The sequence below is a fragment of the Aliivibrio logei genome, from assembly GCF_001691055.1.
GTDB classification, from domain to species: Bacteria; Pseudomonadota; Gammaproteobacteria; order Enterobacterales; family Vibrionaceae; genus Aliivibrio; species Aliivibrio salmonicida.
In genome coordinates, this window is sequence record NZ_MAJU01000008.1 from 622,499 (window position 1) to 641,360 (window position 18,862).

The 18,862-nt window shown below is 38.9% G+C and carries 18 protein-coding genes; 8 read left to right on the plus strand and 10 right to left on the minus strand.

What is annotated here, in order from left to right; genetic code table 11:
- The first annotated feature begins 3 nt into the window (after positions 1 to 3).
- From A6E04_RS06970 to A6E04_RS06995, 6 genes are all read left to right on the plus strand, one after another.
- A complete protein-coding gene (locus A6E04_RS06970) occupies positions 4 to 348 on the plus strand; it encodes a YajD family HNH nuclease (protein ID WP_017020547.1) in 345 nt (114 codons plus the stop codon).
- Between the two features lie 90 nt (positions 349 to 438).
- Complete coding sequence (locus A6E04_RS06975; RefSeq protein ID WP_065610656.1) at positions 439 to 1,359, plus strand: 1-aminocyclopropane-1-carboxylate deaminase/D-cysteine desulfhydrase; 921 nt, start codon at positions 439 to 441, stop codon at positions 1,357 to 1,359.
- A 4-nt stretch (positions 1,360 to 1,363) separates the two neighbouring features.
- Positions 1,364 to 2,227 (plus strand): class A beta-lactamase, encoded by an 864-nt coding sequence (bla, locus tag A6E04_RS06980; RefSeq protein WP_065610980.1) that lies wholly within the window; start codon positions 1,364 to 1,366, stop codon positions 2,225 to 2,227.
- A 142-nt stretch (positions 2,228 to 2,369) separates the two neighbouring features.
- Positions 2,370 to 2,867 carry a peptidylprolyl isomerase gene (locus A6E04_RS06985; RefSeq protein ID WP_065610658.1) on the plus strand — a complete coding sequence of 166 codons (498 nt, stop codon included), beginning with the start codon at positions 2,370 to 2,372 and terminating at the stop codon, positions 2,865 to 2,867.
- Positions 2,868 to 3,018: 151 nt separating this feature from the next.
- The gene (locus A6E04_RS06990; protein WP_017020551.1) at positions 3,019 to 3,927 is read left to right on the plus strand and encodes a glucosaminidase domain-containing protein; all 909 of its coding nucleotides are present in this window, start codon (positions 3,019 to 3,021) and stop codon (positions 3,925 to 3,927) included.
- Positions 3,928 to 4,056: 129 nt separating this feature from the next.
- The gene (locus A6E04_RS06995; RefSeq protein ID WP_017020552.1) at positions 4,057 to 4,629 is read left to right on the plus strand and encodes a TetR/AcrR family transcriptional regulator; all 573 of its coding nucleotides are present in this window, start codon (positions 4,057 to 4,059) and stop codon (positions 4,627 to 4,629) included.
- Between the two features lie 233 nt (positions 4,630 to 4,862).
- On the opposite strand, the gene A6E04_RS07000 is transcribed toward A6E04_RS06995, so the two are convergent.
- From A6E04_RS07000 to A6E04_RS07030, 7 genes are all read right to left on the minus strand, one after another.
- Positions 4,863 to 6,431 carry a S8 family serine peptidase gene (locus A6E04_RS07000; RefSeq protein WP_065610660.1) on the minus strand — a complete coding sequence of 523 codons (1,569 nt, stop codon included), beginning with the start codon at positions 6,429 to 6,431 and terminating at the stop codon, positions 4,863 to 4,865.
- A gap of 589 nt (positions 6,432 to 7,020) precedes the next feature.
- Entirely contained in the window at positions 7,021 to 8,256 is a 1,236-nt protein-coding gene (locus tag A6E04_RS07005; protein WP_065610662.1) for an anaerobic sulfatase maturase, read from the minus strand.
- 105 nt (positions 8,257 to 8,361) lie between these two features.
- Positions 8,362 to 10,110 carry an arylsulfatase gene (locus tag A6E04_RS07010; RefSeq protein WP_065610664.1) on the minus strand — a complete coding sequence of 583 codons (1,749 nt, stop codon included), beginning with the start codon at positions 10,108 to 10,110 and terminating at the stop codon, positions 8,362 to 8,364.
- 63 nt (positions 10,111 to 10,173) lie between these two features.
- A complete protein-coding gene (locus A6E04_RS07015) occupies positions 10,174 to 10,602 on the minus strand; it encodes a tetratricopeptide repeat protein (protein ID WP_065610666.1) in 429 nt (142 codons plus the stop codon).
- A 162-nt stretch (positions 10,603 to 10,764) separates the two neighbouring features.
- Positions 10,765 to 11,946: an iron-containing alcohol dehydrogenase gene (locus tag A6E04_RS07020; RefSeq protein WP_065610668.1), complete on the minus strand. Its 1,182-nt coding sequence runs from the start codon at positions 11,944 to 11,946 to the stop codon at positions 10,765 to 10,767.
- A 248-nt stretch (positions 11,947 to 12,194) separates the two neighbouring features.
- Positions 12,195 to 12,638: a hypothetical protein gene (locus A6E04_RS07025; RefSeq protein WP_017020558.1), complete on the minus strand. Its 444-nt coding sequence runs from the start codon at positions 12,636 to 12,638 to the stop codon at positions 12,195 to 12,197.
- Positions 12,639 to 12,679: 41 nt separating this feature from the next.
- Positions 12,680 to 14,095, minus strand: a complete 1,416-nt coding sequence (locus tag A6E04_RS07030; RefSeq protein WP_065610670.1) for a coniferyl aldehyde dehydrogenase — start codon at positions 14,093 to 14,095, stop codon at positions 12,680 to 12,682.
- 185 nt (positions 14,096 to 14,280) lie between these two features.
- Between A6E04_RS07030 and A6E04_RS07035 the strand changes: the two genes are divergently transcribed.
- Positions 14,281 to 15,054: a hypothetical protein gene (locus A6E04_RS07035; RefSeq protein ID WP_065610671.1), complete on the plus strand. Its 774-nt coding sequence runs from the start codon at positions 14,281 to 14,283 to the stop codon at positions 15,052 to 15,054.
- A gap of 96 nt (positions 15,055 to 15,150) precedes the next feature.
- Here A6E04_RS07035 and A6E04_RS07040 read toward each other — a convergent pair whose 3' ends face one another.
- The 3 genes from A6E04_RS07040 to A6E04_RS21285 form a co-directional block, all read right to left on the minus strand.
- Positions 15,151 to 16,356: a NupC/NupG family nucleoside CNT transporter gene (locus A6E04_RS07040; protein ID WP_017020561.1), complete on the minus strand. Its 1,206-nt coding sequence runs from the start codon at positions 16,354 to 16,356 to the stop codon at positions 15,151 to 15,153.
- Positions 16,357 to 16,642: 286 nt separating this feature from the next.
- Entirely contained in the window at positions 16,643 to 17,578 is a 936-nt protein-coding gene (locus A6E04_RS07045) for a LysR family transcriptional regulator (RefSeq protein ID WP_017020562.1), read from the minus strand.
- Between the two features lie 134 nt (positions 17,579 to 17,712).
- A complete protein-coding gene (locus A6E04_RS21285; RefSeq protein ID WP_175286796.1) occupies positions 17,713 to 17,886 on the minus strand; it encodes a hypothetical protein in 174 nt (57 codons plus the stop codon).
- Positions 17,887 to 17,982: 96 nt separating this feature from the next.
- On the opposite strand from A6E04_RS21285, the gene A6E04_RS07055 reads away from it, so the two are divergent.
- Positions 17,983 to 18,846, plus strand: coding sequence for a LysR family transcriptional regulator (locus A6E04_RS07055; protein ID WP_065610673.1), 864 nt, complete (start codon positions 17,983 to 17,985; stop codon positions 18,844 to 18,846).
- Positions 18,847 to 18,862: the final 16 nt, after the last annotated feature.

The window sequence follows — 18,862 nt, forward strand, 5'->3', positions numbered from 1 at the left end:
ATTATGTCATCTGATTTTTATGGCTCTAGTAGCACTTATGCCCGTCAAGAAAGTGGTTACCGTGAAAAAGCATTAAAACTATACCCTTGGGTTTGTGGTAATTGTGCTCGTGAATTTGTGTATTCAAACCTACGAGAATTAACGGTTCACCATAAAGATCACGACCACACCAACAATCCAAATGATGGCAGTAATTGGGAACTATTATGTTTGTTCTGCCATGATCACGAGCACTCTAAATACACAGAGCACGATCAATATGGCTCAGAGATTAAAGCAGGTGAAGATGATCACCAATCAGCAACGCACAATCCGTTTGCGGCTTTAAAATCGATGATGAAAAAGTAATTATTAATTATCATCAGCGCCTTATATGACCTTTCTAACTAACAGAAAGGTCATTATCTTCCCCTCTTCTTTTTATATTCAAACCTCATCATGAAAATCGAAAATAGCCCAGTAACTCTACATCAATTCAATGGTGTCGATTTCTATTTAAAACGCGACGACCAACTTCATCCCCAATTCTCTGGTAACAAAGCTCGAAAGTTCATGGGACTATTAGAAGGTGACTTTCCAAATATCACGACACTGATTGGCTACGGCTCACCACAAGCAAATTCACTGTACTCATTAGCCGCATTGGCGACATTAAAAGAATGGCACCTCGATTTTTATGTTGATCATATCCCCTCTTTTTTAAAAGAGAATCCCAAAGGAAATTACCGCGCGGCGTTAGATCTTGGGGCAAATATTATTGCTCTAAATTCACTTGAAAGTGCAAAACAAGATGATGATTCAGTCTTAAGCAGTTTGGATTACATTCAACATATAAGACACCCTAAAGAACATGAATTATTTGTACCTGAAGGTGGTCGTTGTGGTCTGGCAGAAAGTGGCGTAAATCAATTAGCTCAAGAACTTATCATTTGGAAAGAAGAACAGGCACTCACCTCTCTAACGGTTGCTTTACCATCAGGTACAGGAACAACCGCACTCTTTCTTCATAAGCATTTAAAAGCACACGATATCAAAGTTATTACCTGTGCTTGCGTTGGAGGAAATCAGTATCTCACAGATCAATTTCTGGAGCTTGGTGAAACCGACCATCCTGAAATATTAACACCAACTAAAAAACATCACTTTGGTAAATTATACCGTCACGATTACGATATTTGGAAACAATTACACGACCAAACCAATGTAGAGTTTGAATTGCTGTATGACCCATTAATGTGGCGTTGTCTGGTTGATTGGCTACCCAATAATCCCAATACCACACTTCTTTATATCCACCAAGGCGGTTTGTTAGGTAATGAAAGCATGCTACCAAGATACATAAGAAAATATGAGAACTAATGACATGATACGTAAGACGGTTTTGCCCCTATTTTTTATCTTATTTATGCTATTCGCCAACACCTCAATGGCTGCATCACTTAATGACACGATAATCGCTCTTGAAAAACAAACATCCGGTGACATTGGTGTGGCCGTTTTAGATACTAAAACAAACCAAATATGGAGCTATAAAGGCAATCAACGATTTCCAATGATGAGCACCTTTAAAACACTTGCTTGTGCGAAGATGCTGCATGACGCAGACAAAAAAATCATTAATAAAAAAACAGAAACAGCCATCGCACAAAAGGATTTAATCCCTTGGTCTCCAATAACAGAAAAGTACGTAGGTAAAAGCATTTCTACAGAAAAAGCCTGTGAAGCCACAATGCTCATGAGTGATAACACCGCCGCCAATATCGTATTACAGCAAATAGGCAGCCCAAGTTCGCTAACTGCTTTTCTTCGATTAATGGGGGATAGCACGACACAACTGGATCGCATTGAACCTACATTGAATGAGGCAAAAAAAGGCGATATCAGAGACACAACAACACCTATTGCAATGGTTAATACCATTAACAAACTTCTGTTAGGTAATACACTGACCACCACCGATAAAGTGACACTGAAAAAGTGGATGATGGATAACAAGGTGTCTGATCCCCTATTACGATCTATTTTACCAATACATTGGTCTATTGCTGATCGCTCTGGGGCTGGAGGTTATGGGTCTCGTGGGATCACCGCAATTATTTGGAATGAACATCGCTTACCGTTGATCATCAGTATTTATCTAACTCAAACGGACCTTACATTGGCAGAGCGTAATGACATTATCGTTCACGTTGGCTCCGCATTATTTTCACACTTCAACGTAAAATAGAACTCGTGAAGCCAAAGTTCACTTAATTAACGCCTCGGTTCACTGATTCTCGTTTTATGAATAATGCCTTTTCTATATAGCTTGAAGAAGTAAATGCGTATACTGTCGCTCCTTAATTTTTAACTTACACGGTTACTGAAAGATGATTATTTTAACTACCAACTTTGGCGATATTCATATTGATCTTAATAAAGAAAAAGCACCTGTTAGCTCAAAGAACTTTTTAAAGTACTGCCAAGACGGTTTTTATGAAGGTACAATTTTTCATCGCGTGATTAAAGGTTTTATGATCCAAGGCGGCGGGTTTACTGCTGATATGCAAGAGAAAGAAATGCGCGCCCCTATTGTTAATGAAGCAAACCGCGGTTTAAAAAACTTAAATGGTACAATCGCGATGGCTCGTACCGATGCGCCTCACTCTGCAACTAGTGAGTTTTTTATTAACATCGCGAACAATACCTTCCTTGATCACACAGCAACCACAAACGCTGGTTGGGGCTATACCGTGTTTGGTGAAGTGACAATAGGTATGGATGTAGTTAAGAAAATTGCCAAAATAAAAACAAAATCAATGGGTGAATTTGATGATGTTCCAAAAGAGAGTATCATTATTGAAAAAGTGACTATTATTGAAGAGTAACAAACGCATTACTCTCCCTTAAATAACACTAAAAACGGTGCTAATTATAGCGCCGTTTTAGATCCCCCTAATGTAATTTTCTGGGATAAACCAATATTAACGCCATAGATAAACACCAAATGCTTATCTAACAGAAAACGGAACTCAATGAATGTCTTTATCTAAAAAGTTAAAACATATTTCGGCCTCTTTGTTATTAATTGCGTCATCAAGTGCGATCGCTAATACGTCGCTTCCCCTCTCTCCAGAGAAAATAACCCAGCCTTATCCTGAGGTTAAAGTAGAAACAATTCACTCAGCACAATCTCTTATTAGTGAGTTTAAAGAGCATCAATACCAATTAAGCAACATTAAAAAAAATAATACGGTCCCTGTTTTCTTTGTTGAAAATCTTCCTGATAATTTAAATTCGTTACCAGTAGAAGAGAAAATATCAGGATTTATTCGTTTATTACTACCAACAATTATTGATGTAAATAAGCACATTATTACCGTTAGAAATGAAGCGATTTCATTATCCAAACAACCAAAAACAGAATGGACAAAAGAAGAAAGTCTGTGGATGAGTAATTTAATGGCGTCTTATGATGTTAAAACCAACAACATCGATGAGTTACTTCTTCATCTTGATATTATCCCAGTAGGCATGGTGCTTGCTCAAGGTATCGATGAAAGTGGTTGGGGTACAAGTTACTTCGCTATCAATGGTAATAGCTTATTTGGTGAACATCTGTCATCTCAAGGCGGTAAGTATTTAAGTACCCCTGGTGGGCATGTAAAAGTGGCCGCATTTGATAACCTTTTTGAAGGTACTGCGCGCTATATGTACAACTTAAACACAACATCGGCTTACCATGATCTTTGGACGTTACGTCAACAATTACGCAAAGATAATAAGTTATCAGGCTATGAGTTGGTTGAATCACTGTCTCATTATTCAACCCGTGGGCAAGCGTACGTTGATAATTTACAAGCACTAATCAAAAATCATCATTTAGACAGTTTTGATAATGTTGAGTTTAATTACACGACACCAATACGTATTCGATTTACAAAATAAAAAGAAAAGGTTGTGACTGACTAATGTTACAACCTTTTTTATTGACACATTTTTGACCAAATTAAACTGGACGGTTGGTATACAGGCCAGTTACACTTTCTAGCTTACTTTAGTAACAGGTAAATAATGATGAAAGACATGCGACAATCTATGCTCGATGCAGGGTTTACACTGATTAATGAACATGGTTTTGCTGGCGTAGGCTTGATGAAAATCATCAATGAAGCCGAAGGAACGAAAGGTTCGTTTTATCATTACTTCAAATCTAAAGAGCATTTTGGAGAGATCTTACTGAGTGACTACTTTGAAGAACACTTAGCTACGCTAGAATCTTTTCTGAATGATGAGGCAATGACTCGCAGTGAGCGTGTAAAAGCGTATTTCGAATACTGGGCAACCTCTAAATTGACCGAAGATTTCCATATTAAATGTCTAGTCGTAAAACTGGCAGGTGAAATCTCTGGAGCGTCTGGAAAAATGCAGATGGTTATGGCTGAAGGCGCAGAAAAAGTGATTCAACGTATGGCTCAGTTCTTTGAACAAGGCAATGCTGAGAACGACTTCACTATTCAAAACCCAGAAGACACCTCTCGTATGATGTATAGCTTATGGCTTGGTAGCACATTGTTAGCCGCAATGCAGAAACGCAGAGAAATCCTTGATAATGCAATGAAAGAAACAGTAATTATTCTTGAGCGTTAATCAATGTTATTGAAACTAATGTTAATAAGAAAATCAACATCATAATTAGCAGAATCAACATTAGCTTATTAGTGTAAACATAGAATAAGTCTATTTATTATAGGCTTTATTTTCTACAGTAAAATACGCCATGTTTTTATTTAATCCATAAATAAAACCCTATAAAAATATACACAAAGCGGAATTACAACAAAAAATCCGCTTAAATTAACTATTATTTATAATGAAATATATTAATTTTTTATTTCTACCCAAGGACCCCATTCATCTTTCCCAGGGATTTCATTTATATTCCACCATTTAGATAAAAATCGAATACTGTTGTATGACACTTCATTCCCTTTTAAATATATTTTATTTTTATCCCATTCTTCTAATGATGGTTTAGGTATATCTCCGGTGTTGAACAACTTAATTGCAGCACTCGCATCCGCCAATCCAGAACCACAGCCAATACATTGATTTGGATTTGGAAATTCACGTGAAGATTGCTTAATAATTTCTTCTACTTTAGCTGGAGTGATCATAGGATCGGCTTGATATAATAAAGCAGCGAGTCCCGCAACATGAGGCGCCGCCATACTTGTTCCTTGATAATATGAGTATCCTTCAGTTGTCGGTTCTTTTTTTCCATTATTAATCGTCGATAAAATGGCCTCTTTTTTCCCTATTTTTGTGTACTCCCCTCCAGGCGCTGCGATATCAACAACATCTCCAAAATTTGAATAATAAGAACGACTACCTAAATTATTAACGGCGGCGACAGTAATGACATTAGCACAACTGGCAGGGGTATAATTATGAGCATTACGATTACTATTTCCTGCGGCAACAACAATTGTCGTCCCCTTTTCTACCGCAAGATTAATTGCATTCTGAGTAATACGAGAGCAACTCCCCTCACCACCCAAGGACATATTAATCACTTGTGCAGGATTAATATTAATATCTGCTCCCGGTACGTCTCCTCCTGATGCCCAAATAATGCCATCAGCAATATCTGAAGTGTATCCACCACAACGACCTAATACTCTAACCGGAACTATCTTGGCATCGTAGGATACCCCAGCAATTCCTTTATTATTATTGACAACGGCAGCAATGGTGCCAGCAACATGCGTGCCGTGCCATGATGAATCATTCGCTCTTGAATTCTGTCTACACTGGCTTTCTAATACCCAGTCGCCAGGATCCGAAGCATCATTATCACGACCATCGCCATCATTCGCCATCATTGGGTCGGTAATAAAGTCCCAACCTGGTAACATATTCGATTCTAGATCAGAGTGAGATACATAACCTGTATCAATGACAGCAACGACCGTATTTTTACCAGTGTAACTTGACCAAACACCCGTAGCATTTATGCCCCCATCGTTCTTACCAACTCCCCACAACTCAGAAATACGAGGGTCATTCGGCATATCTAATGGATGTAGTATCAAATCCAATTCTGCGTATTCTATTTGGGGATCACCTTCTAAACCGTTTAAAATTAAACCTAATTCTTCACTGTTTTTCCATTCATCCAGTTCGTATACTTCTTCACCGGTAGAAAGTGTTCTGATATATCGACTCTTACTCCCTGTCGCAGAGTGTAATACGCCAGCCGTATCTACTTGTCTAATTTCTTGATTATCAACATTTAACACATCAGATGTAATTGGTTTATATTTAATTATAACTCGATTTGTCTCAACGATATTATTAATATCATCATTAACTTTATTTGCCAAAACACCGTTAGAACTCAATGCGATAGTGATACCTAAGCACATGAATGAGCGTTTAATATTTTTCATTTGTTATTTACCTATTGTTGAACAATAATTCATTTTCACAATAATTAATATTGCACATAATAAAAAGATCATTTATTACTAGATCTCAATAGGAAACTTTTTAACATATGAAATAATTAATTTCACCGCACTCACATTATCAACTCGAGTGACAACCAAGTATAAACAAATAAAGGAAACAAGAACTATTCTCATGAGTTTCAGGCTCATCATCTATCTTCTTTTCTATCAACACTCCCTATTTATCACCGATAACAACTAATATCTATATGCATCAATCACGTAGATTAAATAAATAATTGCGCATATTTACATCAGATAAAAATAATAAACGTAGCCAACTTGAATTTTAAATCAGTGTAAAAAATAAACATCGCGATTACTTTTTTAATTAATGTAAATATTATGGTATTTTCGATTGTTCTAGTCTTTGGTAAATGACTACAAATATACGATTAAATAAAGAATAACAATATCATCGAAATAAAAGATTCTAATCATACTTACACGTTAACTCACGCTCTAAAATTCATCCGTAAAAAAGCTCGTCATTGTGCGAGCTTTTTGCGTTTGAAAATATATTTCCTGTCTAGATTCCCTTTCTCAATGTTAAGCCATTACTTTCAATTAACGTCGAAAGTATCGGGTCTACATGAGTGAAAAATCGCATCCAACCGCTGCATAAATAATTCAGACCAAACTCGCCTTCTTTAGTGGTGTTAATTCTATTTTTAGGGCATTCACCATGACAAGCAAACAGGTAATCACATTGCTTGCATTGACTGGGTAATGACTTTTGTTTTGCAAAACCAAAATGCTGCTGTTCTGTTGAGAATGCCATTTCAGACAATGGACGATCGGTTATATTCCCAATTTTAAATTCAGGATAAACGTAGTGATCACATGAATACACATCGCCATTGGGTTCGACTGCAATTCCTTTACCGCAAATGTCATTTAACGTACACATTGTGCTTGGTTTTCCCATCCACACGCCAACAAAATTCTCAAAATATGGGATCATGACATTCCCAAAATCATTCGCAAACCATTCATCAAATACCGTAACTAAAAAGTCTCCCCACTCGCTTGGTTCAACACTCCAAGATTCAACCGCTCCTTGAACTGGAATAATAGATTGATGACCATGCTCTAACCATTTTCCATTCGTCGAAGCCGCAACTTTATCGACCACAGGGATAAACTGCATTTGCGGTGACTTTACGTCATCTCGTAAGAATTTATATACTGCTAAAGGCTCCTTACTCGTGACATCATTCACACACGTTAAGGTCGCGAAATTCACTTGGTGTTTCTGTAGCAAACGGATCCCTCGCATGGTTTTATTAAACGTCCCACGCCCTGCTTTATTGGTTCGATGATGATTATGTAATGCTTCTGGTCCATCAATACTGATACCAACAATAAATGCATTCTCTTTAAAAAACAGACACCATTCATCCGTTAATAACGTGCCATTGGTTTGTAAATCATTACTAATGGTTGAATAATCAGGGCAGTATTTTTTTTGCAGTTCCACCACTTTTTTGAAATATTCGACGCCCAATAATGTTGGCTCTCCTCCATGCCAAGAGAAGATGATTTCTGGTGTATTTTGGCCTTCAATATATTGTGTAATATAGGTGTCTAATAATTCATCTGACATTATTGGTTTCTCTTTTGACGAATAATCCAATAACTCCTGCTTGCCTAAGTAATAACAGTACGTGCAATCAATATTACACACCGCGCCAATAGGCTTTGCTAACGCGTGAATTTTGCTGTGAGCTTTACCATTAAATTGAGGAACAGAGAGTGTTGTCATCAGATACCACCTTTATTTAAAATGAAGACGCATCCTTGTCTTTGCGTATTATGTTGAACATGGGCAACGCCATTATGTCAGCGTTGCCCTATCTAGTTAAAACCCTTATTTTACGTTTTCAAACGGGTTCCATTTCTCATCAACAGGGACGATTTTTTGCTTATTTTCATAAGCTTTATAATCGGCAAGCATCTCGTTAAATCGCTCTGGTTGCTGGTGACGTAAATCATCTTGCTCAGCAGGATCTTGTTTGGTGTTATACAAGTGCCATTCATTGTCGCCTCCCATTCCCGTTGAGATACGAATGATTTTGTAATCTCCTTTTAATAAGATACCGCTACCAAATAACTCAAACGGAATCGCATTATCATCACTATGAACTTGCTCTTTTTCACCCGCAAAGAAAGGCAATAAACTCACACCACTCATTGGCGCTACTTCACGGCCTTTGTATTCCGTTCCTGGGTGCTGAACATCGGCAATATCCAAGATGGTTGCGGCGATGTCTTTTACTTGTGACATGCTGTTAGTTTGCGTTCCTGCCGGTAAGGCACCCTGTTGTTTTTGACTATTTTTAGCTGGCTTAACAATGAAAGGAACACGAATTCCCCCTTCTGCTGTGTACGCTTTAAACCAAGATAAACCGCCAGTTGATGCACTTGCCCATTCAGGACCAAGAGAAACACTTGAATTGGCATTACCTACGTTTTCTGTTTCATTATTGAAGTGATGTTTTGTCCATGCTCGGATCAATTCACTGATGTTTTCCCCTGTAACATCCGCTGCTTCTGGGCCATTGTCCGCCAAGTAGATAACGTAGGTATTATCGTATTCACCAATCTCTTTTAGGTAATCGGTGATCTGTCCGATTTGTTGATCTTGCAATTCCATCATACCCATGGCGACGGCCATTTTTCTGCCATACCACGCTTGTTCTTTTTCCGTTAGTGAATCCCAAGGGCGACTTAATGAATTACGATCTGAGATACTGGCTTCTTTTGGAATGACGCCCATTTCTTTCATTTTATTAAAACGATCTTGGCGAACCTCATCCCAGCCATTTTCAACGTAATAATCAATTTTATCTTGATAAGCCGATTCTGGCGCTTGGAGTGGTAAATGGATTGCGGTGAAGGGAACATAAGCAAAGAAAGGTTTTCCGTCATCTTTGTTTTTATCGATCATATTAATAATTTCATTGGTGTAAACCTGATCAGAGTACTCTCCTTTATAAACATCTTTAACGACTTGTCCATTTCGATAAGTTGGTTCTACCTCAACACCTGGAATGTCACCTTTTTGTAAGGCTTTCGCCGTATTGGCATTTTTAGCGGGAAACATCATATCGCGGTTAAAGTGGTTCGATCCGCCAGCAAGAATGCCATAACTCTCTTCAAAACCACGATCATCCGGTAAAAATCCATCATCATGACCTAAGTGCCATTTACCGGCTAAGTAGGTGTGATAACCGCTGTCTTTCAGTAAGCTTGATACCGTAACGCCATTTTTAGTTAAATAGCCTTCATACCCCGGCTTACCAATGGCTTCTGGATAAACCGCATAATCAAATGTTCCTAGCCCGACTTCATGACTGTTTGCTCCAGTTAACATCATAGAACGCGTAACAGAAGACGTTGGCGAAGCGTGAAAATTAGTAAACTTGACGCCTTCTTCGGCTAACGCCATTAAATTAGGCGTATTTACTTCTGAACCATAAGGCTGAGTATCAGCAAAACCAACATCATCACCAACAATAACTAAAATATTTGGTTTATCTATTTCTTGAGCTGCATAGACACTGCCTGTTGCGGTGGCAATAGCGGTAAATAACACCGACTTTTTAAAGTTTTTCATGCGTATACCTTTAATTATTTAATAACATTAATTACGAGTAGAGCTGTGTTATGAAATGGCAAGTTAATGAGCGGCTTGTGACATCCAATGAAGTAAATCAAGCGCGTCATCGTGATCTTGTTTTGCTGCTTTTCCTAGCCACACTATCGCTTGAGAATAGTTTTGATTTACCCCTGTTCCACTTGCATATAACAGAGCCAATTGAGTTTGTGCTTCAGGGTCTCCATCCAATGCTGCAATCTCAAACCATCGCGCTGCTTTCTTTTCATCTTTCTCTACTCCATCCCCTGTTAGGTAGCGATGTCCAATTTCAATTTGAGCCGCTGAGTCACCGTAATAGGCTTCACTTAACGCCATTGTTGCTAATTGATTCTGGCTTTCGCTTTCTACTTTAGGACGCTGTTGTTTATCGAAATCACTCGCGTTCAGTTCAAACATAAATAACGATAAAGCGACAAGACTTGCAGCAGTAAAAGAGGCTCTAATATTCATTACATTCCCCTGTTTGATTAAGCAAAAAAGAACATAGGAAGAACAATCAACAGACCCGAGAACAATACGTTTTCAATTTTCATAACACACTCTCCAAAAAATGGAGCCAATCCTTAGCTATAATTCCTTCGATAACTTGTCACGCTAAATCAATAAATACCCCTACACCGCAGCGGTAATGATGCGATCAATTTTCTCTTCTGACATTGGATAAAACTGAAAACAAATGTCTTTCTTAATCGCGTCTGATATATCTGTTTTTACTTGATCAGTAATCGCCCATTGAGCAAAATTCGTTATTGCGCCAATGCGTTGTTGAAAAGACTTTAAGAAGGCAACCACACGCTCAAATACCATCTCATCAGTGCCTGTTGTCTCTAACGAAAACGCTTCAGCTAGCTTCTTCGCTTTCGGCAGATAAAACTCAGGCAGCGCTTCAATCACCAGTGGCATTAATACGGTATTTGCGTCACCGTGAGGAATGTGACTAATGGCACCAAAGGCATGAGCACAGTTATGAATAGGAATCCCCCCTAGCGATGAATAGAAAGCAGAGATAGCCATTGTGCTGGCTTGCAGTAGCTCGGCTCTGGCTGCCATGTCGTTAGGCTGCTCAATCACTTTAGGTAAATTCGCCACAATCAACGTTGCCGCTTGAATGCTGTAAGCGTCAGTAAATGCGTTGCTCATTGGCGACACAATCGCTTCAACCGCATGTGTTAAGGCATCCATCCCCGTAGAGCGCGTTAATGCCGCAGGTAATTTAGCGGTAAGTACTGGGTCTAAAATAGCGATATCTGCCTCTAGACCTGAAACCACTAAGCTTGCTTTAATATTTTCATGTTCATTAAAAAAGACAGCGATAGGTGAGGCTTCAGCGCCTGTGCCTGCGGTGGTAGGAACCGCGATGTGAGGGATGGTAATGTCTTCATTGTTAGGCCAAATTTCCATATGGCCACCGCCAGCAATAACCTCACGAATGTCCGCAATGTTTTTATGCAGTGCGTATTTTACGCCTTTTGATGCGTCAATCACGCTGCCACCACCAATAGAAAGAATCGCATCGGCTTTAACTGAACGAGTGAACTCAATGGCAGCATTGATGTTATCGCAAGTGGCGTCTGGTTCTATATCCCAATACACACCCGCAATATCTACCTCAGTTTGGGCTGAAAATACCTCAGTAAACTTTTCAACAAACCCTAAAGACTCAAGCCCTTTATCCGTAAATAGAACCACTCGCTTTGCACCTAAACGGTTAAAAAGAGCGGGGATATCTGTAATGCCATTTTCATGTGCATGAATGATGGTTTTAAGATTGAAACTAAAATTAGTGTTTGTCATTTTGGTCTTCCTCATTTGTTTTGATGAACAAACAATAGCCAATACAAACCGGTTGGTCTAGTCGTTATTTGTCATGTTTATGTCAATAAAGATCCTCCAGTCGGCACAAGTCAAATTTATAACGAACAATCAAGTGGTTATAAAACGAACAAATAAAACACAACAAAAAAAGCCTAGAAAGATTTCTCCTTCTAGGCTTTTAAATCAGACGTTACATAATAAAATCTGGTGATTATGGCTTATTTAAATTAACGCAAGTGTGCTGGCGTTTTTGATTTATCACGCGTTAAATAATAATATAGATAAACCAGTGAATAGACAGTAACAAAGCCATCTAATGCAAATACCCCACTCCATCCATAGAACCAGCTGTATTCATTAACACATACGTTATATAAGAATAATCCAACAAACATTGATTTCTCAAACGCACTGTAAATCATGGTTGAAGTACGTAATTGTTTGTATTTAGCAGAGAACATCAGCAACACACCAATACAGCCAACCATCACACCCCAGTGCTGGTAAGTAGCTTGGAGATATTCTTTATTCTCCATCATCGCTTCGTTGTAAAAAAAGAGGTTTTGCATGCTCCATTCTGGCGCTAAAAACGTCATGAATGCAGTTGCGGTTAAAAATCCTGTCCCCAATAAATAGGCTTTCATGGTTTTTTCAAAAAAACGTTCTAACATAATTCAACTCTCAAAAAGTGGTTATAAACTTAGTATAGGAATTACTTTCCAATAATACTCATTACAGCGGCTTTAAAATCGTTATTTTCAACTGAAAACAGATGTTTTATTTGGTGATCATCACCGCTTGTCATCACTGTTTTTGCGTGTGAAAAAGTAACGAACCCTTCGTGTCCATGATAATTACCTTTACCTGACTCCCCTATCCCACCAAAAGGCGCGTCATCGACCGCTAAATGGAATACACAATCATTAATACACATACCACCAGAGTGAACCGTGGTTTTAATTCGATTCTGTAACGCTTCATCAAATGACATCAAGTACAACGCCAACGGACGTGGCTTATTTAAAATAATATTAATCGCATCATCTATATGTTGGTAAGTCAAAATAGGCAGTAATGGCCCGAAGATCTCTTCCTTCATAATTGTTGATTCTAAACTTGGATTAATTACTAAGTGAGTCACTAAGCGATGTTGAGGCTCGTCAATGCTGTCACTGTGACACGCTTCGATTCGTGTGTTCGCCGTAATTTCTTCATTCAATAGCCCATTAATGCGCTCAAACTGACGTTGATTAGCAATTGAGGTTAAATTTTCCGAATGTACACCACGAGCAAATAAGGTTTGATACTGTTTTTTGTATTCAGTAATGAAGGCTTCTTTTTTATCTTCAGGCAGTAATACGTAATCTGGTGCAACGCACACTTGACCGTTATTCAAACTTTTTCCATAAATTATGCGCTCTACGGCTAATTCCATAGAAACATCGTCCGCAATAATCACTGGTGATTTACCTCCTAACTCTAAAGTCACAGGAGTTAAGTTATCTGATGCTGCTTTCATCACTAAACGTCCAACTTGGGTAGAGCCAGTAAACAATAAATGATCAAACGCTAATCCCGTAAAGTGTGCAGAGATACCCGCTTCACCTTCAATCACGTTCACTTCGTCTTTCTCAAACACGGTGCTTAATAGTGTTGAAAGTACGTGGTTGGTATTTGGCGTGAACTCACTCATCTTTATCATTGCTCGGTTACCGGCTGCAATGGCTGAGATTAATGGGCCAACCGATAACATGATAGGAAAGTTCCACGGAGTCACAATGCCAACAACACCCATTGGTTGATAGATCACTTCCACACTTGAAGACGACAATAATGGCCCTGCGTTTCTGACTGAAGGCGCCATCCATTCAACCAAATGACTGATGGTGTGATCAATATTTCCAATACAAGGCAGTAAATCTGCAATCAACGTATCTTGCTCACTGCGCTGACCATAATCACGATTCATTGACTCACAAATCTGGTCGCAATGATCGATCAAAGCCACTCTTAGCTTAGTTAGTTTTTCGATTCGTTGTTCAAGCGAAGGCATTGGGCTCTGAGAAAATGCCGCCTTCATTGTTGTCAATGAATGTTCCATACCTTCAATCATCGTTTCGTTATTCATAAGTCACCTCGTTATTGGATTGACTACAGAATACATAATACAAACCAGTCGGTCTAGCGTTTATTTGTCAGCGTATTGTTAATCGTTATGACTCATTATTTTTCTATCTCAGTCTGGATTTCACTTTTTTATACACTAGGCTTTATATGAAGAACAAAAAATAGCCTAAAAACAAGGATGTGAAAATGACCAGAATTCATGCACTTTCTACCAGTTTACTTGCTCTCTCTTTTGTTGGTACTTCTGCTATTGCAGAGGAAATGAATACAGAAAAATCCGGATGGGAACACAGTGTCGAGATCTATGCGCTTGCACTCAATATTCGAGGCGACAGTACGATTGGTAACCTTTCAACAGACGTTGATGTTGATCCTAAATTCATCATGGATCATATCGATATGGGGGCGATGCTTAGACTTGAAGGAATTTATAATAACCAATGGGGTTATTACATTGATTACAGTTACATGAACTTAAGCGCGAGTACCGATTCTGTGCTTAACAAAAATCGAGAATTACTTAAAGGCAAGGCTGAAATACGACAAGGGGTACTAGAAGCCAAAGGATTTAAACGTTATCAATACGATTTTGGCTCTATTGATTATATGTTTGGTGTACGTTGGTGGGATAACGACATTGATGCCAAGTTATATACCAGCGGTGGAAAACTTGGCACGAGTAAAAGCATAAATGAGGATTGGGTGGATTACTTAATCGGTGCTCGTTGGATAACCGACATTACCGAACAATGGCAATTTCACGCCAGTATTGATGCTGGGTTAAGTGGCGATACCAGCTTCACAAGTTCCGTATTAACTGGGGTGCGATATGAAATGAACGAATGGTCAGATTTAAACATGGCGTATAAATCCACTTGGGTTGATTATGATAATGAAGGCACATTCACTTATAACACCGCGTCTCAAGGTTTCCTTGTTGGTGTTGGATTGTATTTCTAAAGTCTCTACCCTACCTCTTAATAACGCCAAGACGAGCTAAAAAAAGAGGCACTCAATTGAGCGCCTCTGTTCTATTCTATGTGCTGCTGCGTGTTTCTATAAAGAAAGAATCACACCTGCAATCGCGGCACTCATTAAGTTCGCTAATACACCCGCAGTGATTGCTCGGAAACCCATTTTAGCAATGAACGAACGACGCTCTGGCACTAGACTTCCCAAACCACCAATCAAAATAGCCATGGTTGAAATGTTTGCAAAACCGCACAAGGCAAAAGTCACGATAGCCACTGAATGATCACTTAATTGATCTTTCACTTCCATCAATTGGATGAAGGCAACAAATTCATTCACGACGATCTTATTACCAATTAATGAACCCGCAAGGATCGCTTCGTTCCACGGCACACCAAGTAAGAAAGCCACAGGAGCAAATACATAGCCAAGGATCAATTCAAAGCTCAGATTAAACCCGAATAAATCGCCCACGTGACCTAATAAGCCATTTAGCAATGCAATCACACTCACGAACGCTAATAACGTTGTACCAACAGCGACTGCAATACGTAAACCAGACATTGCACCATCAGCCAACGCTTCAAATACATTGGTTGCGTGATCGATTTCTACCGATGTAATTTCATCGTCATTATTCTCTTCGTCACCCGGTGGCACCATCATTTTTGCCATCAATAAACCGGCAGGTGCCGACATGAATGCCGCAGAGATAAGGAAGTTAAGATCAACACCAAGTGATGCATAGCCAACCATTGTACCGCCTGCCACTGACGCCAAACCACAGGTCATTACAGCGAAGAACTGAGAATCACTCATGTGCTTCAAGTAAGGTTTAACGACAAGTGGTGCCTCAACCATACTTACAAAGATGTTAGCAGTCGCAGCAAGTGATTCTGCACGTCCTGTACCCAATAAGCGTTGTAAGCCACCCCCAATAAAGTTGATTACTTTAGGCATGATACCAAGATGGTAAAGCGCAGAAATAAGGGCAGAGAAGAAGATGATAATACCAAGAACATTAACGGCAAATACAAAGCCGACTTTACCCGTAGCTAAACCACCAAACAAAAAGGCAATGCCCTCTTGTCCATATTCAATAACGCCCGAAACGCCTGCGGTTACTGAGTTTAAAACTTCTTTACCTGCTGGAACGTAAAGTACCAACAGAGCAAATAAAATTTGTAGACCAAACGCCAAAGAAACGGTTCTCAAAGGGATATTACGGCGATCAGTCGAACATAGGTAAGCAAATAGTAAAATGGCAAAAATACCAAGAAAAGATGTCATGATAGAAACCTGTGCTATCGAAAATGAGCCTGCATTCTAATGCGCAAAGGTTTGCGTGCAAGTCGGGTTTGCTAACGCTCTGTTAATGAGACTTAGATCACGCTTTGTGTGATTTTATTAACTCGTTGATTTATAAAATAAGAAGGGAATATATAACGGGTATTGTTGCCATATGGAAAAGATATTTATTTCAAGGCTGATAATAGATTTAAGTCATTGATTAAAAAGGCATCATTGCACTGTATTTAATTTAATCAATGACAATATTGAACGCGTCATACTTTGATTATAACTTAACCCGTTTCATTAACGCTTTGTCCCAATATGGCTGTTGACCAATGTGCTCACGTAAGAAATCAATCACGGCACTTATCTTTCTTGGCAGGTGCTTACGGCTTGGATAAACCGCATAAATTGGCATTTTTTGACTCGCTTTCCAATCAGGTAATAGCTGAATCAATTTGCCATCATTAAACTCATTGGTCAGTAAGTAACTGGCTAAATACGCCACGCCCCACCCTGAAATAGCGGCATCTCTCACCGCTTCAGCTAAATCGACACGGTAATTTCCAGAGACTTTGACACACAGTGTTTCATTGCCTTTGCTGAAATCCCAATTGCTGTAATCACGATAACGACTTTGATACGTTAAACAATTATGCTCTGTTAAATCTTCAGGGTGATGAGGGACGGCTTTATCGATCAAATAATCAGGTGAAGCTGCCAGTACAAAATGCGAATCCGCTAATCGCTGCGCAACGTAACCTTCTGGTAAGTCTTCAAAATTAGTCACCCACAAATCCAAGCCCTCTTTAAGCATGTCTGCACGATGATCGAACAAACGAACTTCAACCTGAAGATCTGGATATTGATGACGTAATTTATCTATCGCAGGGATAATGTGCATAGTACCAAAAGACTGTGATAACCCTAAACGCAAGATGCCCGCGACATCATCACGTTCATTATCCATAATGGCACTGGCTTCGGTCATCGCACTGTACATCTTTTCACAATACAAATAGAACTGTTGCCCTGCATCAGTCAGTGTTAACGAGCGTGTCGTGCGCTGTACTAACTTAACGTTAAGTTCTGCTTCTAATATTCCCAGCTGTTTACTCACATGAGAGGTAGATACGCCCATTTGTTTTGCGGCAGCAGTAAAGCTACCCGCTTTGGCTAGGGCGTAAAATATCACCATTTGGCTGGCACGATCATGCATCTCTCTTGTCCTTTATTTCAAAGGGAATACGGGCGGCGGATAATAACACTTACTCGAGTAGTTAAAATAAATGATAGCAAAAATACTGCATTTAAAATGATTAGACTTAAATTAGAGGGGCTTTTAAACACATTCTAATTCTTTTCAAATGTTGCCGTACTTTTAATCATGAGTGATAAAAGCTCCGTCGATTCAGATTTATTCATCGATCCTTGCATGATGGTTTGGCGACTTTGATTTAAACGAGCTTTTAATTCTTCCATTTCCTTTTGAATCGTACTTGCTGATTTAGCTGCTGAATTTGTCATAATAATACCTATAAACTTCTCATTAAGTTCATGCATTATCATGTGAACTTTTGATACACTCTAGTTGGTTATTATCTGAATAATAGATGGTTGAGTATGTTTAATCTCCAGCAACTTGAAACTCTTGTACTTTGTGTCGAATGCGGTTCATTCTCTGCGGCTGCTCGAAAATTGGGAAAAGCACAATCAGCCGTCAGTACAGCTATCGCAAACCTAGAAATAGATGCAGGAATTGAGATCTTTGATCGTTCCACTCGTATACCCACATTAACGCCACACGGTAAGCGTTTATATCTTCAATCTCTTAATTTACTCTCGCAAGCGAAAGACATTGAAACGATGATTCATTCTTTCAGCGCAGGCGTAGAAGATACCTTAACCATCGCGATTAATGAGCTATTATTAACGCCAGCCTTTTATAAAGTAATTAATGAGTTTTATCAGCGTTTTCCACACACAGAATTACACATTAATACCGTTGAAAACCAAGAGATAAGCGAACAAGTGTCAAAAGGAAAAGCATCAATTGGGTTCATGTTGTCCGGAGATATTCTTCCAAAAGACGTTGAGTTAGGCTTAGTCGGTTATTTACCTGTTACTATTGCAGCGGCACATAACCATCCTTTACATTCTCAAAAATCGATTCAATTACAAGAGTTGAAATCGTTTCGTCAAATACTCTTTACTAATATGCATAGCCCTTGGAATACGCACTTCTCATCATCCGTCACCACCACCAATAATTTAAGCTCGTTACAATCATTATTACAGTTAGACCATTACTGGGGCTTTATTCCAAACCACATAATTCAGAATAATATCTCTTTAAAAATAGTCAATGTTGATTCAGAAGAGAAAAATTGGTTATTGCACATCGATCGTGTCGTGAGGAAAAACAAAAACGCTGGGCAAGCACACGCATGGCTTTATCAGCGTTCTGTTACGATGTTTGAAATATAAGCATCACGAATATGAA